General features: G+C 68.5%; 17 protein-coding genes and 2 pseudogenes. 9 read left to right on the forward strand and 10 right to left on the reverse strand.

What is annotated here, in order from left to right:
• Positions 1-608: 608 nt before the first annotated feature.
• Positions 609-1,115: a hypothetical protein gene (locus tag ACIQPR_RS00590; protein WP_403639768.1), complete on the reverse strand. Its 507-nt coding sequence runs from the start codon at positions 1,113-1,115 to the stop codon at positions 609-611.
• 91 nt (positions 1,116-1,206) lie between these two features.
• Positions 1,207-1,632, reverse strand: coding sequence for a hypothetical protein (locus ACIQPR_RS00595; protein WP_403639771.1), 426 nt, complete (start codon positions 1,630-1,632; stop codon positions 1,207-1,209).
• A gap of 583 nt (positions 1,633-2,215) precedes the next feature.
• Here ACIQPR_RS00595 and ACIQPR_RS00600 point away from each other — a divergent pair.
• The 3 genes and pseudogenes from ACIQPR_RS00600 to ACIQPR_RS00610 form a co-directional block, all read left to right on the forward strand.
• A pseudogene (locus ACIQPR_RS00600) lies at positions 2,216-2,650 on the forward strand (DNA-directed RNA polymerase subunit alpha C-terminal domain-containing protein); the annotation flags it as partial.
• Positions 2,651-2,755: 105 nt separating this feature from the next.
• The gene (locus ACIQPR_RS00605) at positions 2,756-3,667 is read left to right on the forward strand and encodes a transposase family protein (RefSeq protein ID WP_403639774.1); all 912 of its coding nucleotides are present in this window, start codon (positions 2,756-2,758) and stop codon (positions 3,665-3,667) included.
• Between the two features lie 178 nt (positions 3,668-3,845).
• Positions 3,846-4,356, forward strand: a pseudogene (locus ACIQPR_RS00610) (hypothetical protein).
• On the opposite strand, the gene ACIQPR_RS00615 reads toward ACIQPR_RS00610, so the two are convergent.
• The 6 genes from ACIQPR_RS00615 to ACIQPR_RS00640 all read right to left on the reverse strand — a co-directional run bounded on the left by ACIQPR_RS00615 (position 4,295) and on the right by ACIQPR_RS00640 (position 14,497).
• Complete coding sequence (locus ACIQPR_RS00615; protein ID WP_403639777.1) at positions 4,295-4,684, reverse strand: transposase; 390 nt, start codon at positions 4,682-4,684, stop codon at positions 4,295-4,297. The pseudogene ACIQPR_RS00610 and the gene ACIQPR_RS00615 overlap by 62 nt on opposite strands.
• 2 nt (positions 4,685-4,686) lie before the next feature.
• Positions 4,687-5,103, reverse strand: coding sequence for a transposase (locus ACIQPR_RS00620; protein WP_403639781.1), 417 nt, complete (start codon positions 5,101-5,103; stop codon positions 4,687-4,689).
• A gap of 380 nt (positions 5,104-5,483) precedes the next feature.
• The gene (locus tag ACIQPR_RS00625; protein WP_403639784.1) at positions 5,484-8,258 is read right to left on the reverse strand and encodes a pPIWI_RE module domain-containing protein; all 2,775 of its coding nucleotides are present in this window, start codon (positions 8,256-8,258) and stop codon (positions 5,484-5,486) included.
• Between the two features lie 32 nt (positions 8,259-8,290).
• Entirely contained in the window at positions 8,291-11,797 is a 3,507-nt protein-coding gene (locus tag ACIQPR_RS00630) for a hypothetical protein (RefSeq protein WP_403639787.1), read from the reverse strand.
• Positions 11,790-12,935 carry a hypothetical protein gene (locus tag ACIQPR_RS00635; RefSeq protein ID WP_403639790.1) on the reverse strand — a complete coding sequence of 382 codons (1,146 nt, stop codon included), beginning with the start codon at positions 12,933-12,935 and terminating at the stop codon, positions 11,790-11,792. Before ACIQPR_RS00635 ends, ACIQPR_RS00630 begins: the two co-directional genes overlap by 8 nt.
• Complete coding sequence (locus tag ACIQPR_RS00640; RefSeq protein WP_403639792.1) at positions 12,932-14,497, reverse strand: PD-(D/E)XK nuclease family protein; 1,566 nt, start codon at positions 14,495-14,497, stop codon at positions 12,932-12,934. Before ACIQPR_RS00640 ends, ACIQPR_RS00635 begins: the two co-directional genes overlap by 4 nt.
• 39 nt (positions 14,498-14,536) lie before the next feature.
• Between ACIQPR_RS00640 and ACIQPR_RS00645 the strand changes: the two genes are divergently transcribed.
• The gene (locus ACIQPR_RS00645) at positions 14,537-15,439 is read left to right on the forward strand and encodes a serine/threonine protein kinase (protein WP_403639795.1); all 903 of its coding nucleotides are present in this window, start codon (positions 14,537-14,539) and stop codon (positions 15,437-15,439) included.
• 30 nt (positions 15,440-15,469) lie between these two features.
• Here ACIQPR_RS00645 and ACIQPR_RS00650 read toward each other — a convergent pair whose 3' ends face one another.
• Positions 15,470-17,971, reverse strand: coding sequence for a tetratricopeptide repeat protein (locus ACIQPR_RS00650; protein WP_403639798.1), 2,502 nt, complete (start codon positions 17,969-17,971; stop codon positions 15,470-15,472).
• Between the two features lie 499 nt (positions 17,972-18,470).
• Between ACIQPR_RS00650 and ACIQPR_RS00655 the strand changes: the two genes are divergently transcribed.
• From ACIQPR_RS00655 to ACIQPR_RS00675, 5 genes are all read left to right on the forward strand, one after another.
• Positions 18,471-18,629, forward strand: a complete 159-nt coding sequence (locus ACIQPR_RS00655; protein ID WP_403639801.1) for a hypothetical protein — start codon at positions 18,471-18,473, stop codon at positions 18,627-18,629.
• A gap of 247 nt (positions 18,630-18,876) precedes the next feature.
• Complete coding sequence (locus ACIQPR_RS00660; protein WP_403639804.1) at positions 18,877-19,641, forward strand: hypothetical protein; 765 nt, start codon at positions 18,877-18,879, stop codon at positions 19,639-19,641.
• Positions 19,638-19,907, forward strand: a complete 270-nt coding sequence (locus ACIQPR_RS00665) for a helix-turn-helix domain-containing protein (protein WP_403639807.1) — start codon at positions 19,638-19,640, stop codon at positions 19,905-19,907. The genes ACIQPR_RS00660 and ACIQPR_RS00665 overlap by 4 nt, the downstream gene beginning before the upstream one ends.
• A gap of 224 nt (positions 19,908-20,131) precedes the next feature.
• The gene (locus ACIQPR_RS00670) at positions 20,132-20,395 is read left to right on the forward strand and encodes a CopG family transcriptional regulator (RefSeq protein WP_403639810.1); all 264 of its coding nucleotides are present in this window, start codon (positions 20,132-20,134) and stop codon (positions 20,393-20,395) included.
• Positions 20,392-20,805 carry a type II toxin-antitoxin system VapC family toxin gene (locus tag ACIQPR_RS00675; protein WP_403639814.1) on the forward strand — a complete coding sequence of 138 codons (414 nt, stop codon included), beginning with the start codon at positions 20,392-20,394 and terminating at the stop codon, positions 20,803-20,805. Before ACIQPR_RS00670 ends, ACIQPR_RS00675 begins: the two co-directional genes overlap by 4 nt.
• A gap of 514 nt (positions 20,806-21,319) precedes the next feature.
• On the opposite strand, the gene ACIQPR_RS00680 is transcribed toward ACIQPR_RS00675, so the two are convergent.
• On the reverse strand, positions 21,320-21,901 hold the full coding sequence (locus ACIQPR_RS00680) for a lamin tail domain-containing protein (RefSeq protein WP_403639817.1): 582 nt from the start codon (positions 21,899-21,901) through the stop codon (positions 21,320-21,322).
• Positions 21,902-21,931 lie beyond the last annotated feature (30 nt).

A 21,931-nucleotide genomic window follows, 5' to 3' on the forward strand; every position in this document is an offset into this window, starting at 1 on the left:
GTCACCTGGCCTCCGGAGCCGTGTGCGCAGGTTCGAATCCTGCCGGGGGCACTCCGGGAAAAGCTCCTGACCTGCAGAAATACAGGTCGGGAGTTTTTCCGTTCACGTCAATTCACACACAGTCTGGTGGGTCGTTGCCGCTTTCGGCCGTGGACCGCTGTTCCAGACCTGCCGAGAACGTGGGAACTCCGAAGACGCCATCTGCCCGCGACCGCACAGGGACCGGTGCGGCGTTTCCCATCACCGCCGTTCCTTGTGGCTCCTACCCGTGGCCACCGGACCCGTCCGGCCGCTTCCAGACGCCTCGGTGGTCCCACATGACGTCGCCGCAGCCAGGCTTGAGCGGCAGATCAAGACGGAATTCAACGAATGGCTGGGCCCCGATTCCCGGCGTGGACGCCTGCCCGACCACATGCTCTTCACAACCAATGTCTCTTCGTCTGCCGTACCGGATACGGGCGGCATCGCGCGGATGAACCGGCTCATCGCCTCATACCAAGACGACTTTCCTCGGTGGAGGTTGAAGGGCTGGGCGGTCTGGCATGGCGACGAACTCCGCCGCTTGCTGGACTGTTACGACGCCGTCCGCCGCGCATACGCACACTCCATCACTCCATCACTCCGTCACTCCAGGTGACGTACTGTCTCGTTTGATGGACACGGTCTCCGACGCCGCCGGGGAGACCGGTGAACCGATCCGGGCCCACGTCGCGTGCGAACCGCTGGCCGAGCAGTACATACGGCTCAGGGAGTCCGGAGCGCAGGGAGAACATCAACGCGTACGGCTCGGCCTTGTGGCCGTGGACCTGCGTGCCGACCTCGAACTCACGGCTTCCGCTGCCAACCTCGATCGGATCCCTGGCTACGAGGAACCAGCCGACGTTCACTCCACTCGGGCCGCTGCCTGCATTGTCGAGCGGGGCGACACCGTACTGCGCCCAAGTCACTAGGGCACCGACGGATACCGGCACATCTTGCTGGTCGGCAGCCCCGGCCAAGGCAAGGGCACCCTGGGGCAGTTGGTCTGCCAGGTGTACCGGGCCGCCCTGCGGGAAGAGGGAGACGAGCAGCGCCTCACCGGGGAGGTTCGGGCGGCTCTGCACGCGTCGCGTCAAGGTCTCAACGCAGTTGGCCTGCGACTGCCCGCCGGCCGACCGCTGGCCTTCGCAGGTGTCCGGCGGGTCCTATGAGCGGGGCTGTCCGGGATCACCTTCCGGGGTGACCGCACAGTGCCCCGAGCATGGAGTTCATCGCGGCGTTGCGCACGACTTCCGGCTTGGTAGGTTTCGGCGCGTTCGGCCGGTCGCACAACATGTCGGTCACCGCGACGATCAACGAAGCGGGGTGCACATAGAAAAGGAACGTCTTCGCGACCCCCGCAACAAAACCACCCTTTCTCGCAGTTCCAACGGCCGCACCCCTCGCGAGACCCGTCACGACGTCTCCCCGCAGGAAGTCGTCAGCGACTTGCGCATAGGCGATGCCCTCAGCGAGGTCCATCGACCGGTGTTCGTCCGGCAGGTGCATCCCTGCGCCGAAAGGAGCACCATTCCTCGGCGGGCTGTAGTGGTACGTCGGGTTGTAGAGCCGATCGCCCAGGGGCTCAGTCGGCGGAGGGTCGGGCTTCTTCACGAAGGGACGGGGCTCCATCACGAGCCCTCCGGCGGGATCGCAGACCCACCGGCGACGCCGAGAGTCGGTCCACTGAGAACCCACCCCGTTCACGAAGGTCGACGCGGGACAGGCCTCTGTTACGAATCGCCCGGCGGGATCGCAGACCCACCGGCGACGCTGAGGCTCGGCCCACTGAGGACCCACCCCGTTCACGAACCCCTCACAGGTTCGTATTCGACCTTCGTGCGGGTTTTCGCGATCACGGCCACCCCTGCAGCTAGTCGCTACTCAGCTAAACCGTACTGCCGCTTTGAGGATTCGTCAGGGGCCACCGGGGCCTACGCATGTTCCGAATCGCCGACGACATCCGCCGCCGTCCTGGGTCCCGAAGCCAAAGTTCTTCTCGGTGCCGTACCAGTCCAGCGTGCCAGTTGCCATGCGGTTCCCCTCCGACGGCCAAGACGCCCGCTTGAGCCGACTGTCGCCCACCCCGCGGGCAACGACATCGATCCCATCGAGGCGGGCCACGAAGACAGCCCAAAGCCGCGGCCAGATCGCAGCCTCCTGTCCCGACCACCCTGCGGGGGCCAGGAAGACATCGACGAGGCAGGCCATGCGGCCGCGGGATGCGATGGCTTCCGCCGGTAGGACCCTCGTCGAGCTGTTCGGTCTCGCGCGCGAGCTGAACATCGACGCCGAGGGCATCGACATGGGCCCGTCCCCCACGGACGCCGCCCTGGCCGCCGACCTCGCCCTGCCGATCGAGGAGCTGGAACTCACCGTCCGCTCCTACAACTGCCTCAAGCGCGAGGGCATCCACTCCGTGGGTGAGCTCGTGGCTCGTTCCGAGGCCGACCTCCTGGACATCCGCAACTTCGGCGCGAAGTCCATCGACGAGGTCAAGGCGAAGCCGGCCGGTCTGGGCCTGGGTCTGGGTCTGAAGGACAGCCCGCCCGGATTCGACCCGACCGCCGCGGTCGACACCTTCGCCGCCCACGACACCGACTCCGGGTTCGTGGAGACCGAGCAATACTGAACGCTGCACAGCGCCAGGCCTAGCGAGCTGGTGCACGAATAGCGGTGAGACGTCGAGCCTGCAATGGTTGATCATGGTCGGGTGGTGGGGAACAGGACTCGTGCAGTGATCATCAGCAACCGTCGCATCACTGGCCTGACGGGCGATGTGATCGCTGAACTCGTTGCCGAGATAGGTCCGTTGTGGCATGAGCGACACCAGGTCAAGCTGGCCTCTCGGCCGCGCGAGCGGGCTGTGGGCGGCGGGCCGAAACACCAGTTCGTCTTTGTCGGCCGCCTGTTGGCTACCCTCGTTCACCTTCGTCATGGAGCCACTCACGACGTGCTGGCCTGCTGGTTCGGTGTTGACCGCTCGACCATCACCCGAGCTGTCAACGAGGTGCGCCCTCTACTCGCCGGGCGAGGCTGCGCGGTCAGCACCGGCGTGCGGCTGCGGACCCTGGCCGACGTCGTCGAGCACCTCGGCTCAAGCGGGATGACCGGCACCATCGACGGCACCGAGATCCGCGTCCGGCGGCCCGCCGTCGGACGCAAGGACCGGGACAGGTTCATCTCGGGCAAGAACAAGCAGAACGCTGTGAAGTCGATGGTGGTCACGGACGGCGAAGGCCGCGTGCTGTGGTGCAGCCCGACCCGGCCCGCGAGCTGTGCGGACATCACCCATGCCCGCCAGTTGGGTCTGGTCACGCTGCTGGCCGACGGGCCCGCGGTCGAGATCCTCGCCGATGCTGGCTACCAGGGCCTGGGCGCTCAAACCGGAGGCCGGGTGGTGACACCAGCGCACCGAAAGTTCAAGAAGAACGCCCCCGACTGGTACGAGGAGATATACGAGCGCCAGCGCAAGGCACACTCCTCACGCAGAATCCGAGTCGAACACGGCATCGCCCATCTGAAGAACTGGCGGGCCCTGGCCCGCCACCTCGGGCGCCGCGAGCACATGAGCGACACCGTCCAGGCCGTCGCCGGCCTGCTCTCCCACCAGCGGACCGCGGACCTGCACTCGACTGGTCAAACGTAAGCACGGGCCCCACCGAGGTTCTCGACGTCTCACCGCTATTCGTGCACCAGCTCGTTAGAGGTCGTTCTCTTTCCGAACCCCGTGTGCAGATTCCAATGGTCAGACATGGGAACGCAGCTGTCACGGAAGTCTCGACTCGTTGCCGGTCGGGATGTCGTGGGGGTGGCGGATGCCGTCGATGCGGGCGGTTCTGGAAACGTGGCGGAAGGCCGCGGCGGTGCGGGGAGGGGAGAGTTCGAAGCCGAACTGGTGCGGGTGCGGGCGGACTTGACGGACGCGGAAGAGGTCCTCAGGTGCCGGGTGATCGGTCTGGAGCAGTATCTGGAGGCTCTGGCCGAGGACGAAGAGCCCGTCGTGGTGGCTGTCGGGTCGTCGCGGCGGAAGCCGGTCGGACCGCGACGCGCGGTGCCGCACCGGGAGAACGCGGCCGGTGCCGAGGACTTGTCGGTGGACTACCGGGCGTTAATGGCCGCCGCTCTGAACGCGGGAGCCGATGGGCCGGGTGCCCGGCGGGCAGCGGTGGTGTGGGCTGGGACGGCGGGTCCGTCTCCCGGGTCGAGGGAGCACGGGCCCGGCTGAAACGGCTGGTGGAACGGGGCTGGCTGGTCGAGGAGAAGCCGGGCAGGTTCATGATGTCCGCTCTGGAGCGGAACGCTGTTGATGGTGGGCGGCCAGCTGGCCGCGCATGAGTGTGATCATCGACCACCGGATGACGGCTTGGCTGGTGTCACTGCGCCGTTCGAAGTCCCGGACCAGGCGTCGGCTGCGCAGGACCCAGGCGAAGGACCTTTCCACGACCCAACGGCGGGGCAGGACCTGAAAGCCGCTGACGTCGTCGTTTCGGCGGACAACGTCAACAACGAGTCCGAGGTGCTGGGCGGCGGCCCAGTCCTGGAGGTGGCCGCGGTAGCCACCGTCGGCCCAGATCCGCGAAAGCCGCCGAAAGTGCTTCTTTGTCGTGGGCAGCAGGATGCGGGCGGCTTCCCGGGCGGTCGTGGACGCCGGCGTGACCAGCACAGTCAGAAGGAGTCCTTCTTACCGGCGTCGTAACCCCGTGACGCGAGGGCGACGGTGGCGTCCGCCTTCACCGACTGCGAGTCCACGACGGCCACACTCGCCTCCGCCGCACAGCCCTCCATCTCGCGACCGGCTCCGCGCAGCCGGTCGTACGACTCGGCCACCAGACCTGTATCCCGCCGGCGGGCGAAGAAGGCGTACACGCGAGGCCAGGGCGGGAAGTCGCAGGGCATCGCCCGCCACTTGATGCCGTTGTCGACGAGGTAGCGAACCGCGTCGATCCTCTGCCGGTGGCAGTAGCCCTCCGGCCGCCCGCCCCGGCCCGCCAGCCACCCCGGCACCGGCACCGGCACCGGCACCGGCACCGGCACCGGCACCGGCAGCAGATCCCGCACGTTCGCCCACTCGGCATCGCTCATGTCCGAGCCGTACCGGGTCCGCCGCTCGGGCCGGTCAACCGCGTTACCGAACCTGTGGGCGAGACACTCGCGCCCAAGAGTGGACAAACTGGATCCGGCAACCGCGACCACGCCACACTTCGACAACAGGGCCTCTTGCTTCTCGCTGGACTCGACATCCGCGAGCTACCGAGAGGCCCTGCTTCCATGCAGCCGAACCGGCCAACTCACCCGAACCAGGCCCTTGTTCGAACCCCACCGACCACCCGGGCGGATTGAGAACGGCCACCCAAGAGGCCACTTTGGCGATGATATGTCCCCCATGTTCGACTCTCGCGAGGGAGAACAATGATTCCTGTCAAGGTCGATCGTCGGGGCGCTCCACGCACGCGGAGCCCCGCTCATGGAGTGGATGACATGCTCTCCTCCTCCTTCGTTCCGGCCACTGGAAGCACGTACTCACCAGCGAGACGCGCCAAGTGCATCGGGAGGGGCCGAGCGAGCGGCGAGTAGTCGTCTTGGTAGCGCAGCTGGTGCGTGAGCGTGGCCCACTCCGCCGGGCGGTCAGGCAGGCCCCCTTCCCGCCCCGAGTCCGCCAGCGCCTTTTCCGACAGGCAGCCGAGCACAGTCATCTCCAGCTGCCCGGGGTTCCAGGCAGTCTTCCCGGGTGCTGTCCGGCCCTGTGCCGTGGGTGCAAGCTTCCTGAGCCCCTTCGGTAGTTTCGCCACTGTGTGCGGCTTCGATGCCGTACTCGCGAAGACACGGCTGTCCGTCTCTGCCGTCCCCCACACGCCCTCGGCGAAGCCGACGTCGCCCTTGGGATCGTGGGCGTACCACTCCGCCACTTCCTCCCGGGCGTTGGCGTCCCGCACGAGCACTACCCGCAGGTTGTCGCCGTAGAGCGTGTGGCGCTGTGCCGGTCCAGTGCCGAAGCCGAGCATGTCGCGGTCCAGTTCGCCGTTGCGCAGGCCGGGCCAGCACTGGCGCAGATTGCCCGCATCCGCCAGCAGGAGCGTCGGGCGGTCTCGGAGCTGGAAGAGCAGTGCGCGGATCTGGCGCTCGGTCTCCTGCTGCCTGACCTGCTCCACGCCCGGGCCGGCGCCGGGCCGGAGCCCGCCCCGGGCGGCCATGCCATCGCCAGGGCCACCCCTATCAGCTTCCTTCTCCTTCCTGGTCTCAGCCACTGGTTCCGCTGCCTGGGAGAGCAGCAGCAACAGCTTCGGGTACGGCACCCATTCGGCGCGCTCGGCGTCCCACCCCTCGATGACGCCCGGTCCTCCGTCCCCGGGGCGGACCCGCACCGCTACAAGCCGATGGACGGGGCACCGTGTGGGCCCCTTCTTGGTGTGGCGTACGAGCCAGAGCGCCACGTACTGAAGGTCGCCGGGAATACCGGCCCCCACTCGATGGGCGGGCGGACTGATCGCGCCGAGCTGTCGAAAGGTGTCCAGCCAGGTCCACTTGGCCCGGTGTTCCAAACCGCCGTCGGTGTCGTCCGGCAGGTTGACGAACTGGCTCAGCCGGCCCTGCCGCGCCCAGGCGATGCGCAGCGCATGTTTGGGGTCGGAATCGGGGACCGCCGCGAAGTGCTTCTTGCCGCCGATCTCCGTGATCACGACTTCGGTCGCGTCGGGACGTGGGACCGCTCGCTCCGCAACAAGTCGGCAGCGCTCTTCGACCGCTTCGGCCAGCCGGAAAGCCTTGGATCGCCTGCGCTCCCGGGAGACGGAAAGGGCGTCGGCCAGGGGCCCAGCGGGCTGGGCTCGTACACGGATCTCGATCCCCTCGCTCTGCCACCGCCAGGTGTCGTCGGCCGGCCCCATGCTCTCTCCGGGAGGGAAGCCGATGAGCTTCGGTAGTTCCGCGAGGAGTGCGGCACGGGTTTCCGGGGACTGCCAGAGGACGTCGATCTCCAGGGGACGGCCGTTGAGTGCGTGTGCCAGCGCCGCCCGCCGCTGCAGGGCCAGTTGCGTGTCCCGGGTGTCCGGGCCGCGTGCGGCACCCGAACGAGGCAGCAATGAGGGTGTGTTGCTGCGGGTGACCCGCATGAGGTCGGGGACCCTGGTCAGCATGGGGTAGAGCCCTTCCTCGACCCAGGCATCCAGATCCGCCCGCTCCTGCGGCATCAGCCCCGGTCCAACCTCGTGCGGGCCGATCGACGGATGGTAGACAATGCCGGCGGCCACATCCCCGGACCCGTTGATCCAACGTTCCGGATGAGAGAAGAGCTCCTTGGGCTCCGGGTAGTTGCGTACGATGTCCAGCTCGGGCAGGAGCGGTGCGGGGCTGTGGTGACGCCATGCCAGTTCCTTCAGCCGCCGGTCGTAGCCGAGGGTGTTCGGCATCAGCCGATGGCCTCGGTCCGGTCCTCCCGGCCATGGCAGTGGGGCGTCGAGCAGAACGGTCGCGCCGCCGAGCTGGTGGGGACGTACGTCCAGCTGGGTAGCCCACCGACGTACCTGAGTGGACACATGGACGCGGAACCGTGGGGCGAACGGCACGGTGTGGACGGTGATGTTGAGGCAGGCCGAGTAGTACCAGGTCTGCCCACGGCGTTCGTACCTTTGCGGCGGCCAGGAGACGAGCCGCGCGCCATTGCCCGAGCTCTCGACGCGGAAGTGGAGTGTGGTGCCCCCGGTGCGGAACGTCCGGGCGGCCAGTCGGAAGGCGACCCACTCGGGCAGCAGACCATAGAGCCGTGTGGCGGGTTCGGCTGTTCCGCCCGCCGAGGTCACGGTCTCGGTGAGGTCGACCGATTCGGCCTCCCAGTGCGGCAGTTGGACGGCCTCGGCCTGGTCGTCGGAGCGGAACCTCTCCTCCAGATCGGCGCCTTCGATGTCATCCTCCTCCCGGTACATGCCCGCCGCCCAGGTGCCGATCACCGGGGCCAGCACCTCCGGAGGGACGGCGTCCCGCGCGTAGAGCCACGGCAGGCGTCCGTCCGTTCCGGCGTTGCGGCCGATCGCGATGACGCCGGGGGCCATTGCCTGGAGCAGAGAGTTGAGCCTGCGCACGGGGAGCCGATCGGGGCGGACGGAGCCTTTCTCGGCCTCGGCGTGCATCCGGGTGAGCTCGGTGTGCAACTCCTCGCCGAGCCGCAGCACACTCATCTCCTCCTGCCACGGTCCATGGAGCGGATCGGGTTCGTAGGCGGCGTTGCGAATGGCGGAATACATGAATTGTCCTCCTGGAAGCCGGAGTTCGGCGCTTACGGATGGGCGGGGACAGGGGCGAGCAGTCGGCTGAGCATGCGTCGGAGAGGTTCGTACAGGGCATGGGCGATGAATTGCTCCTCCGGGCTCTTCGTATCGCCCTCGAAGTACGGGTCCAGCACGTCGAGGATGCTGTGCAAGAGGCTGGATTTCGGGGTGTCGGCTTGCGGTGGTACGGCCCCGCGGTTCGGGGCGAAGGCGGCGTCGACGAAGACCACCCTGGCCGGTACGCCGCCGCGGACCAGCCGCCCGATCACCTGCCACATCAGGACCAACATGTCCCAAGTGACCTGTTCCCGCGTGTCCTTGTCGAGGTGGCTCCAAGCCATCGAGCGGGCGAGCATCGTGTACCAGAGCGAACGAGCACGGCGGCGGATCTCGTCGGCACCTTCCTCGACGGTGGCCTGTCCCTGTACCCAGGTGTCGAAGTCACCGCCGGTGACGGCACGGACGATCCAGTCGTTGACGGCGTGGACGGCCAGGGACAGGTCCTCGGGGTGCGGATTGGGCCGGGCCAGGAAGTAGACCGTGCCGATGGCGGCCTGGTCGTCGTCGTTGAGGATGTTGTGGCCTCGCTCCACGGCCAGCAGGGGCGCCACGAGAATGTTCGCGTCGAGGTCCTTCAGGTGCTCGACGTCGCCCCGGCGCAGTGACCGGGCGCGGTAGGCGGACGGCGCCTCGTCCTCCGGGGCGATCTCCTCGTCGTCCGAGACCAGGCACAGCACGCTGTCGCGCCAGCGGGAGTTGAGGTTGTGCAGGGTGTCGGCCACGATGCGCGCCTCGGCATAGCTGCCGACCAGCAGGAGGATCTGGTCGCGCTTGCCCGGGCGGAGGAAGAGCAACTCGCGCTCCAGCGGGCCCCCTTCGGGGGCGTCGTACTCCCCCTCTCCGAGGTAGGTGGCGATGCGGCGCAGCTTCTCGGGGCGGTCGTCCGGGTGGGTTCCCGACAGGCGCACCTTCTCGTCGCCGTCGTCGATGAACTCGAAACGCATCACGCTCTCGTTTGCGATGCGTTCGGTCACCTCGGCCGGTGGCTCGATGATCACACCGACCGGGACACAGACGTGATAGCGGCTGGACGCGCCTGCCCAGCTGCTGCCGGACATGAGCAGCAGGTGGGCGCCGGGCCGACCGTCGACGGAGGCGAGGTCGGGCATGGCGCGCAGGAGTTCACGTCCGACCCCGCTGCAGCGGAAGAAGGTCAGCTCACCGCTGCGCACTCCTCCCTTGTCCTCACCCGGGACCCGGAACTGGAAGCCGAGTACGTTGCCCATCGGGGCCTCGGGCACCATCGGGCCGTAGTCGAGCGGCCGACGGTACATCGAGTTGTAGCCCAGGCTGAGGGCGGCCTCGACGCGGGGCCACATGGCGTTGATCATGGCGAGCCGGGGTTCCAGGGCGCTGAGGAGCAGCGTGAACTCGAAACGTTCGGCGAGCTCTCGGCGCCACTCCTCGGGGGTCTGGGGTGGTGGCTTGGGCTTTTGCCGGCGGCCTCGCCGCTTCTGCCGTTCCTCCTCCGCGCGCTGCCACTCGTCGTACTTCTCCTTGTACGTCTGCTGTCGGGCGGCCATGTACTGCGGGTCGATGCGGAAGACCTGGTCCATGATCTCGGCCAGGTGGCGCCGGGTGTTCTCCGGGTTACCGGTGTGGAGCAGTTCGTTGAGGAGGGCGGTCAGCACGCTGAAATCCTCTTCCGTCCTGCGGCGACGGTCACCGAAGGGGTTGTCTCGAAAGGCGTCGAGAAGCTTGCCGAGAGCCTGTCTGGGAGCGTGGTTCTCGTGTTCCGGCCCGCTGCCGCCGGGGAGTTCGTAGCGTTCGTCGAGCAGTCCGAGCTGCAGCGTCCAGGCGCTGAAGTAGCCCGTCCGCACCCACCTGCGCAGGTCATACCTCGCGACGAGCATCGCGTACAGCCGGTCGGTGGCGGATCCGGCGGTGTTGAGGGCGGCGGCGAAGATCTCCACGTCGCGTTCGGAGAGCTGGGTGCGCCCGCTGGCCGCGAGCTCCCGGATCTTGTGCCGACTCAGCTGGTCGATGAGGCCTTTGTCCTCGTCGCTGGCGAGGACGACGGCGGGCGCGAAGGTCTGGTCGAACTGCATCTGCACACGGTCGGCCTCGTCGATAACGACGAGGTCACTGCGGCGGCAGGCGAGTTCGAGGTAGCGGATGCGCTCGCCGTTCTGGGGGCGGGGCGGTGAGGCGTCGATCAGTCCGGCCGGTGTGGCCACCCAGATCAGGGCGCCGACCAGGGTGCGGGCTCCGTGGTACCTGGGACAGGCGGACCAGTACGGGCAGCTCGTCGCGCTCTTCTGCCACTCGGAAGCCCGGCCGCCGCCTTTGTCGCGCCGCGGGTCCGACGGTGGCCGGAGCCGGGAGCAGGGGGCCTCGCCGAAGGCGAGCTGCTCGGTGGACGAAGTGGCGCCCTGCCGCATCACGTTGAGCACGCAGGAGGTCCCGAGATAGGCGAAGGCAGGATCGTCGTGGGCGAGCAAGCGATGCTCGCCCCGGCCCGCCAGCCGGCGGTGCAGCCGCTGCGCGTGCCGCTCCCGGCCGGAGGACCCAAGCACGGGTGCGGCGGCGCCGTCGGTGTAGAGCCCGTAGAGCCGGACCAGCTTCAAGACCTCCGCGACATCGGTGACCACGATGGTGGTGCGCTTGCCGAGCTTGGCGAGATGGACGGCGATGATGTCCCGCAGCGTGCTCTTGCCCGCGCCGACGATGCCGAGCAGGTGCTGGATCCCATCGACCGTGAATGAGAAGTCCTCGTCCTTGCCGGCCTTGTGGAACGTGCCGTTCTCCTTGGTGGACAGGTCGAAGGCCCGCAGCCGCTCCAGCCAGCGCGGCGGCCTCCCCACGCCGGAGCGGGCGTGCGTGGCGTCCATGTCCGCTGCGGTGCGCTCCAGGCCCTTCCTGGTGAAGACCAGAGGCTCTCCGCCGCCGGCCGGTTCCAAGTCCATGTCGTGGGCGACGAGGGGGGTGTGGGGAACGGACGGCAGGTCGACGACGGCCAGCGTGCGGCTGACGGGGAAGGCGTGCGGACCCTGGCCCGCGATCGGCATGCGGTTGCCCGCCAACGGCGGTGCGGCACGCAGCAGTTGCTCGTAGACGGAGAACCGGTCACTGGCGAGAGAGAGTTCGCGGCGGGTGGCGGGCGACTCGGTGTCCGGCACGTCGTAGCCGCGCGCCCTGGGGTCGAAGAGCTGGTAGCTCGCCAACGCCTCGCGCCAGGTACGGCCCCTGCGCAGTGTCCACAGCGAGTACCGGGCAATCCGCAACGTCCGCGCGGTGTCCGGTGGCAGCTCCGCTCCGTGTGCCTCGGCGAACCCGTATCCGCTGAACAGTACCCAGGCGCTGCCCGCGGGGCTGCCCGGCATCAGCTTCTGCTGGAGGTACAGGCCGAGTTCCACCTGGCAGAGGTCTTCCAGGGCGGGCTTGCGGACGTCCGGCCCAAGGAATGCCTTGAGATCGCGGAGTACGTCGGTCAGCGGCGGGGTGATGCTACGCATCGTCCTTCTCCTCTCTCCGGGCCCGGCTCAGGTCGGGCCCGAGGTCCACGGGTGTGGTGAGCATCAGCCGGTCCCGCAGGAGCGCGGGAAGGGCGTCGGCGAAGGCCTTCCGGTAGCCGACCCGTCCGGCGAGGGCGTCCGGGACCACGACGAGGGTGCGGTCCGCGAGGGGCGCGCTGTCGGTGAGATGCGCGGCGAGAAGGGCCGGCTGAAGGCGGTCGTACACCTGGATGTCGACCGTCGCGGGGCCGGAGTCCCTCAACCGGTGGGCGGACAGCGGCCCCGGCAGGGGATCATGGTCGATCCCCGCGCGATCCAGTGCGTCCAGAGCGGCCTCTTCAGTCCGATACGGCAGTGCGAGGAACGTCCGCAGCGGACGCCGCAGGATCCACGTCTGTTCCGGATCGCGGATCAGTTCCGGAGGGTCGTCGCGCGGGCATTCCTCGCCCTCGCACCAGATGTCCGCGTCGGTGGTGGGCGACACGGGTACGGGAACATCCCGGTCCCCGGGCAGCGCGGGCAGGCCGCACGAGGGACAGCGCAGGAAGTCGCCGTCCACAAGCAGGGATTCGGGCAGCGGCCCGTAGAGGTCCTTGACCCGGCTCCAGACGGCCCTGCTCCAGCCGGGCCCGAAGCGGTCCTGCCGGTGGACCACCGGGTGGCGGGCCAGGAAGCTCCGGCACTGCCGGTAGCGCTCTCCCGTTCCGCACCGCGCTTCCAGGTCGCCCAGAAGTGCGCGAGCATGCGCTGCCACGCCCCCGTCCGGCCCGTGCGAGGCGACTTCGAGGCACGACCGCGTCGGCATCCGGCCGACCGGGTGCACCAGCGTCGCGCCCGGGGTGACCAGGGAGGCGGGAACCGCGAAGAGCGGATCGCCCGCCGGCTTGGTCCGGCACCACTCCAACAGCTCCGGCAGGCTCCTAGGCGGTGTCTCCCCGATGTCGAGGCAGTGCAGCACCGTGCGGTCCAGCGCACGCTGGGCGAGGCCCGGATAGGGGAGGGCGAACGAGCGCAGCCCCTGGATCTCGGCGAGGGTAGCCACCATGCGGGCAAGCTCGCGGAAGAGTTCACTGCCCGCGCCCTCGGGCTCCGCCCCAGTGTCCGGACGGCCCGCCCGGTGGGCCGCCCCCGCCCTCATGCCGCGGCCTCGCTCGCGGCCGACACCGAGCACCAGCGGGCCACTTCGCACCGTTGGCAGGAGCGCCCAGGCACGGCCGTATAGCGGTCGTCCCCGTACCAGTCGGCCACCATCGTCCTCAGGACTCCCTCAGCCTCGGTCCGGTTGGCGGAGGCGAAGGGGTCGATGATCTCCAGGTCGGCACCGCCGGGGCGGAGCACCTCAAGCTCGACCCGGGCACGGGACGGAGCACCGCCCAGGTCACCGCGGCCGATCAGCACGACCGCCAGGGCCAGTTGAGGGTAGAGCTCCAGCAGTGAACGGTTGGACCGCCGGTCGGTGGCGGAGGTCTTGGTCTCGCGCCACACCCATGAGCCGACGTCCCGGTAGAGCAGATCGGGTGCGGCGATCACCACGACGTCGGCGACGGTGTCGTGCCGTACCACCCGGGGCTCGGTCCGCACGTCCGTGCCGTCCCTTACGCACCTCAGCGGGCAGACAGCAGCATGTCGCCGCAACAGGACTGCGCCGAGCGCGCGTTCGTGGTCAGGCAGGTCGAATCCATCCGGTACCCACTCCTCGGGTACCTCGACCGTGCACGGTCGAGGCGATCCGTGGCCGTGCCGGTCGGCGAGGTAGGCGTGCAGGGCCCGACCTCGCTCGGCCGTCACCTCGTGCTCGACGGAGTCCTCCGTGGGCAGGTGCAGCCGGCGCATGTGGTCACGGGCCGGGCAGGCCCGGTAGTTGCGCCCGTTGGTGACCGACCAGGTACGGCGGGGCCGGTTCGGTGACTCAATGCCCAATAGTCCGGGCGCCGCACGCAGGGCCGGACAAACCGACAGGTAGGCGCACCCGCCGCAGGCCGAACCGGGGCGATATTCCCGTCCGTCCAGTACGCCGGCCAGGGCGTCGGGGCCGTGCTCCCGGTACCGGGCGAGTGCCTGCGCCCGGCTGCCGGCAAAAAGCTCCCGTGTACGGCCGTCGAGCAACGCGAACTCGACGATCCGTACGTGCTCCGGCGGCAGCCCGGGGCCGCCTTCGGCCACCACCAGGGCGACGGCGGCGATGAACCCGTCGGGCGGCAGCTCCCGGTTCAGACGGTGCACGGGCAGACGGAGTTCACGGTAGGCACCGTCGGCGGAGGCAAGGCAGCGGCCCCATACGGTGAAGCGGTACTCCTGGGCGTTCCGCATGTCAGGGCCGGACGGCCGGTAGCGGTACGTCCACGGTTCGGAGACCTCGTTCAGGGGGCGTTCCGGGTCGGCGGGGAAGGCCCCTTCGTATTCCTTCAGACCATGGTCCGACCATGTCCTCAGACCGTCGTGCAAGGGCGCGGTACGCGTCCTGGGCAGGCTGCCGGGGGGCCGGAAGCGGGCATCGCAGGCGGCCATGAAGGGGCCGAGGGTGAAGTGCTCCAACCGCTCGCGGCGGCGCGGTACGGGGTCGGCCGTGTGGTAACCGCGAGTCTTGAGGGCGTCAGCGGCGGGGCACCGAAATTCGCCTCCCTTGAACATTCCGGCGGATACGGTGATGACTTCCGAGGTGCGGGTCACCCCGTCGGGGGGCAGCCACGGCTGTGACATTTTCTGCTCCATTTCAGTGCGGAGGAAAGAAAGGTGGCCATGAGGGAGATCGAGGAGATCGGTAATGTGGAGAAGCGCTACGAAGTGCTGGACATGGTCGGTGACGGCGGCCAGGGCGACCTTTTCCTCGGCCGTGACCGCGGCAGCGGGGAGAGGGTGGCGCTGAAGCTCCAGAAGGCCCGGGACCTCGGCCCGGAGAGCGACTTCTCCTGGGCAGGCAGGAGGCTTCTCGAAGAGGGCTCCCGCATGATGATGCTGACTGGAATTCAAGCGATTCCCGAAATCATCGCCTCCGGGACGCACCGAGGGCGCCGATGCCTGGTCATGGAATTCGTCGAAGGACGTCAACTGCAGAACGTTCTCTTGGAGAAGCGGCCCGTCAGGCATCCCGAGATCGTCGCGTCCGTGATCGGCCAGCTGTGCGAAATTCTGCGGGAGGTGCACGACCGGAACCTGGTGCACTGCGACCTCAAACCCGAGAACGTCATCGTGCAACCGGACGGCCGACTCCGTCTCATCGACATGGGTCACGCGATCACGGCGGGCGAGGAGACATCCTTCGAACGCGGCACGCGCGGCTGGGCCTCCCCCGAGCAGTCCGACGCGTGCCCCTCGGGCCTGACACGGCGGGCGGACATCTTCGGACTCGGCTGCATCCTGCTGGAAATGGTCGTCATGCGGCTGCCCTACGGCGGACTGGAGGAGCGTGCGGAACCGGGCGGCCCGGTGCTGCCGCCCGACAAACTCGCCGAACTCCCCCCGGAGTTCGCCTCCCTGGCGCTGTCGATGGTCAGGTGGGAGGCGGAGGAGCGCCCGGCCGATGTCCGTGAGGTGTTCGACCAACTCCGCCCGCACCTGCCTGTGTTGGGCTCGCAGCGGGCATCGAGGCGGCTGCGCCCCGACCCGACCGAGTACTACCGCACGCATCCGCCGCGGCTGTGACGTTGATCCGGAGATCGCCGGCCGGACGGGTCACCTCAGCCCCTCAAGCAACTCCCGGACCTCGCGTACGCCTTCGCCGCCCATCAGTTCGCGCAGCACGATGACCCGCTCCAACTCCCTTACCGCTGTATCGGTTTCACCGGCGGACACCAGGACGTCCGCGAAGAGCATCCGCGTCTTGTCCTCGTTGGGCCAGTTCTCCTGTTCGCGATAGATGTCACATGCCTGCCGGTACAGGGAGATGGCCTCGTCCCGCTCGGCGCGGGCCAGGTGCACCTTGGCCAGGGTGAACAACACGTCGGCCAGGCCGCTGCGCTCCATCGTGCGCTCGACCACTCCCAGGGCGTCGGCACACCGACGGAGCGCCTGCGTGTGCTCGCCCTGGTCGTAATGAAGCGCGCCGAGGGCATTCAGGGCCGCGGCCTCCCCGACCGGATCGGACACTTCCCGGCACAACTCCAGTGCCTGGCGCAGCGCTTCCTCCGCCCCCGTCCGGTCACCCTGCTTACGCAGGGTGATTCCGAGCCGGTGCAGCGAACGGGCAAGACTCAGTCGGCCTGCCTCACTGTGGTCCTCCTTGCTGAGCCGGACGGCACGGTGCAGGTGGCCGACGGCCATGTCGTACTCGCCGAACCGCCACTGCGTTCCTGCGAGCATCCGGTGGACCATGGCGCAATCGAGCGGGGCGGCGGCTGACTCGGCGGCGTCGACGGCGTGCAGGAGGTTCCTCCGCGCGTCACCGAGAAGGTGCCGGCGCCACTGATAGGTGACCAGGGCCATCGAAAGCAGCCATGTGTACCGTTCGATGCCGTGTCCGATGGCTAATCGGATACCTCGCTGGACAGCGGCGTACTCCTCGTCCAGGTACGCCATCGCCTGTCCCGGTTCTGCGGGGTCGGTGACCGTGACCCCGTCGGGCTCGCCGATGGGCAGGGCACGCTCATGGTCGAGCACCCGGTCGCAGGCGCGGACGTTGTGCAGTTGGTGTTCCAGCACCTGCCGTACGGTCGCCTGCTCGATGTCCGTTGTCTCGCCGTCCGTGCCCGGCTGCACATTCCGACGGGCGAAGGCACGTACGAGGTCGTGCAGTCCGTACCGGTCGCCCTGCCGCTCCACGAGGTTCGCCGCCACGAGCTCCATCAAGGCCCGATCGGTGCGCGCTTCTCCCCCCACCGCCCTTCCCAGATCCATCACAGCCTCCCAGGAGGCGGTGGGCCCGGGGTGGACGGCGAGCTGCCACAGCAGAAGCCGGGCCTCCGCACCGAGCACGCGTACGGAGCAGTTCAGCGCTGCACGGACCGACAGTTCATGCTCCGGCCGGTCCAGGGTGTCCAGCCTCGCCCGTTCCCGTTCCTCCTTCATGTCCCGCACCAGAGCGGGGAGGGTACGCAACGGACGCGCACCACCTTCCAGGAGCCTGGCCACCACGGTGAGCGCCAACGGCAGCCGTCCGCAGAGGCGGACCAGCTCACTGAAAGCCTGTGCATATTTCACCCGGTCCTCGACCGACACCTTCTCCTGGAGCACCTCCAGGGCGTCCGCCTCTCGCAGCGGCTCCATCTTGCGGAACAGCACCTTTCTCTCGGACTGCAGACGCAACAGATCGTTGCGGCTGGTGATGATCACGGCACAGGTGCCGTCTCCGGGGAGCAGCGGCAGCACCTGCTGGGCGTTGCGCGCGTCGTCCAGGACGATGAGTGCCGAGCGGTGGGCCAGCGCCGACCGCAGTGCGTTGCTCTTGCTCTCCGGTCCGGTCACCGTGGTGTAGGGCGGCAGCGCGGCCAGGAACCCATCCAGAACTTCGTCCGGTTCGGCGGGTCGCACGTCTCCGTCTGCGAACCCGTTCAGTCCGGCGTGGAGCACTCCGTCGGGGAACCGCTCACGAAGCCGACGGGCGAGGTGGTTGGCCACCGTGGTCTTGCCGACACCCGCCATGCCGCTGATGAGGACCAAGGCCAGGTTGCCGGCGTCCTGTTCGTCGCACACGGCCGCCACAAGGCCGCGGATCAGTTCGTCCTGCCCAACCGGCGTGCGGCTGCTGCCGGGCAACTGGTCCGGAACGGGAGGCAGGAGCGTCCCGCCGGACCGGCGGGCGACTCCCCGGACCTGGTCGAAGGCGCTCCGCAAGTCGGTGTCCGGCTTTCCGTTGCGCCTCGTCCACTCCTCGATGAGCCGTTCACGTCGGCGCTCCGCCAAGTCGTCGTGGGCGAGCAGGTAGAACCGGAAGACCTCGGGCAGTTCCGGTGCGCGCTCGAACCACTTCTCCGTCTCCTCACGGAGCCACCTCTCTTTCCTCGATTTGTAGGCGGCGTCCATCCGGGCATGCACCGCGGCCATCAACTCGGCCCGCAGCGTCTCCCGGCGCAGTTGGAAGCCGCTCTCGGTCAGCCCGCGCAGCGGTTCGCCGCCGTCCCACTCCTCCAGGGCCGCGCCAAGCAACTCGAACCTCTCCGGGTGGCTCAGCCCAGTGGCCCTCGCCACACAGGCGCGGAAGCGAAGCAGGTCGACGCCGCCCTCCGGCACGCGGAGCATGCAGTAACCCGACTTGCCACCATGGGGCACGGCCCCCGGGCCCAGTCGTTTCCGCAGGTCGGATACAGCACGGTCCACCAGACCGCGGGTACTCTCCTCGCCCTCCCAGAGGACTTCGGCGATCTTCTTCCTGGTGCATCGGCAGTCCGTCGATGTCGCCAGCAGCGCAAACAGCCCGGCTGCCTTCGAACCTGCGGAAACCCTTCCGCCGCCGTCCCCTTCGGCTCTTACCGGGCCCAGCACATAACCCTTCATCGACCTTCCCCTCTCCGCACCGGAAGCCGTGGCCTGGCCCCGCGACGGCGCCCCCTTCATCTGTACGTTGCGGGGTGCCGCTTCACACGCACGTGCTCCTTCACGCCCCCATGCCTCAGTTTTCGCTCAGTTTCCGTTCTGCGGCCTCTTCCCCTCCCCGGGCACGATGGCACCTGCCGCTCACAGAGAAGAGAGACGGCAGCGTAGTTATCCATCCGCCCATCAGGAAGGAACCCCAGGCCCTATGAACAACCGTCAGCGAAACCGCCGGGCGAGCCGTCTGCGCGAGTCTCCCGACTGGCCGCCGACCCGGCGCCGGCGGGCGGCCGACCGGACCGAGGGCACCACGCCGGCGACCCCGCGCTCCGAAGCGCCGGACGACTCTCCCTCCGAGACCGCCTGAGTCCCACAGCTCATGGGTGGGTGCCCGTCCCGGGCGGGCACCCACCCACTGCGGCCCCGCCCCTCTGAACTGCTCCGACCGGCGAGCTCGCGGACTTTCCGCACAGTCACACGCTCGTGGTCGAAGGCGGCGATTCCTGGTCGACAAGACCGACCTCAGCCGCTCTTCAACCTGTCCAGCACATCGACATCTCCGGCGCCTTCAGAGCATGTTCGGCACCTCAAGCCCAGAGAAAGGAGATCTACTGATGTATTCACCATCCAGCAGTGTGTTCGCCTCGGTGAGGCGACACTTCGACAATCCCCGGGTCGGCACCTCGGTCCTCGTGACCGTTCCCTCAGGCGTCGAGGGGGCGGAGCCGGTCCGGCTGACCGCTGTCGAGGCGTACGAAGCCTTGTACGGGCCGGGCTCCGACCCGCAGTTCGCCGCCGCGATCTGGAAGGAGGTACTCAGCACCGCGCTGAGTAACCTCGCTCCACACGGCACCGGAAGGCTCCTGGCAATCTGGTTGGCCCTGCCCCGGCTGACCGGGACCGTCCACCGGGTCTGCACGCGCTTGCACGCCGATCGGTCGGACGTGGAGGCCGAGATGGTCCTGGCTCTCTCGGAGGAACTGGCCGCTCCTGACGCCGCGAGTATTCTCTCCGACTCGTCCCTGATTCACGCCGCGCGCACACGAGCGTGGTCCTTCGGCCGCGACGGTCTGCGGGAGTTCCCCTCCACCCATGTCGAGCAGATCGCTCAGGATCGCGCGCTCAGCGCGTCCGACAAGGAGACGGAGGCTCCGACCGAGGAGTGCCTGGACGTGCAGGTCGACCGTCCGGACGGCCCGGACAGGCTGCACGCCCCGCTGCGCTTCCGGGTGCGCCCGGAGCATCTGCGCAAGAGGGCCTTCGCCGACACCGACGACGGGACGAGGGACCGTTCGACGCACCACGCACCCCGGAAGAACCGACGGTCCGAGGGCCGCGCGGGCACCCGGCCGGTCCAGCCTGCGAGGAGGCGGGTATGAAGGACCCTGCAGAGGGCCGACTCCGTTTCTCCGAAATGTTCGACCTGCCCGTGACAGTGGACCTGCGGACGGCGTGCCGAGCGTTCGGGATCGGTTCGACGACCGCGTACCGGCTGATCCGCGAGGGCGAGTTCCCCTGCTCCATCCGCCGCGTCGGACGCAGGTACAGGATTCCGACCAACGAGCTGATGCGCGCCCTGGGGATCGAGGACCGTCCCCTGTACAGCGTGGAACTGGACACGGACGGCCCGAGCGCCGACTTCTGACAAGGAAAAAGAGGGGCCTCGCGTCCCCATCACCGTGCGGCCCCGTGGCTGATGCCAAGGGGCCGCACTGCCATGCCTCAACACCAGTTGATCCGTCGCTCGACAGCACCGGGCGTGACACATGTCGTACACCCACGCTCAGGTTCATGCGCGCGTCGGACAAGACCCGAGGCGACTGACTCTGCCAGTCCCGCCCGAGGAGGATAATCGGTAGGATAGGTGGCATGAGTGAGCCTACCGGCAAGTACTCGATCACCATGCCTCGCGATATCGCCGAAGCCGCCAAGGCCCGCAGTGGCCCTTCCGGACTGTCTGCTTACGTCGCCGCAGCTGTCGCCCGCCAGATCGAGCGGGACAACCTCAACGAGCTGATCACAGTAGCGGAGGCCGAACACGGTCCCATCACCGACGAAGAGGTTCAAGCCCTGCGCGACCAACTCCACCAAGCCCGCGAGCAGCAGAACCAAGCCGGGGCGAACGCCGCGTGACCCCCTCCCCCGCCACCCCCGGCGGCACCCTGATCCTCGACAGTGAAGGGCTGGCCAAAGCCGTCCTGCGCGACCGCACGGTCACCGGCTGGCTCGCCCTCGCCCGTGCAGACGACCTGCGGGTGATCACCTCCGCGGCCACCCTCGTGGAGGTGATTTACCCACGGATCAATCGCCCAGCCCTGGAATGGACCCTGTCCCGCCTCGTCATCGAGCCGGTCACCGAGCCCATCGCCCGTCACGCCGCCACCCTCCTCGCCGACGCCGGGCTGCACGGCCACAAGCACGCCATCGATGCCATGCTCAGCGCCACGGCCCTCGCCTCCCCCGGCCCGGCAACGATCCTCACCTCAGACCCCGAGGACCTGAGCACCCTGTGCGGCTCACGCATCACCGTCATCAAGGTCTGACGCCGGCAACCGAGAGTGAATACTCACATTCCGAGATGCAATTTCGGAGCGTCCGTCCGCGAGATCGTCGCGTTCTTGCGCCGACCAGCCATATGAGATGGGCCAGTCCTGCTTGACGCACCAGAAGTGGTATCGAGCATTCGGATTCCTTTGCGGCGCCGTGGAGAGCGTCTCATGAGTGTGGAGTCCGTTCGGCAGCTTTGCACCCGCTCTCTCCGCTCCTCCCTTGAAACTCTGCAAGCCGTCGCCAATCCAATACTGCGGACCCTCCGCAGCCGGCGCGACGGGGCGCACAGGGAACCGTCGAGAATTCCGCGCGGATCCCACATCTCCGTCACCAGAACCGGGATCCCGACTCCGTCCACGATGTAACACTCTTGGGCAGTTACCCGAAGTCGCGACTCATCGCAGACAAACGGCGCGCCACCCCCGAACAGGGCAGCGCGCCGTTGGCAATTACCTCAGTTACCTCTGCCTCACTGACCGGTGGTCAGTACGCGAGGGACGTCGGTCGTCAGTGGTGGCCCCCACCCCCGTGGCCGCCACCACCGTTGTGGCCGCCGCCGTTGTGGCCGCCACCCCCGTGTCCCCCACCGTTGTGGCCGCCGCCCTGGCCGCCCCCGTTGCGGCCGCCCCACGACTTGTCGTCGACGAGACGGCGGTGGTCGTTGCGGAGGGTGGCGGTGTCGGAGCGGTTGTCCCAGACGTAGTCGCGGCGGTCCTGGTAGAGGTCGCGGGCGGTGTCGCGGCCCTTTCCGGTGTGGATGCGGACCGTGGCGTGACCGGCGAGGCTGAAGTGGCGGAAGGTGTAGGTCTGGCCCTCCTTGTTCGACAGCTTCCAGCCGTCGAGGTTGACGCCGCGGCGGTCGTGGTTGGTGATCTCCACCCACTCGTTGTTCAGCGAACGGGCGGAGCGGTCGTCCGGTCCCGGCGAGTCGGCCTGCACGCGGCTGATCTCCACGCTCGGCCGGGGCGCGTGGTCGGCCGCGCTGGCCGGCAGTGCCGCCGCGCCGACGAGTGCGCCGGCAGCCAGCGCGGCTGCGGCCAGACGACGGACGGACACGGAAGGTGAAGAGGTCACGGGTTCCCCCAGCATGGTGCGGGCACCTCCCCCGATACGGCTACG

The organism is Streptomyces sp. NPDC091280 (assembly GCF_044768565.1).
Taxonomy (GTDB): Bacteria; Actinomycetota; Actinomycetes; order Streptomycetales; family Streptomycetaceae; genus Streptomyces.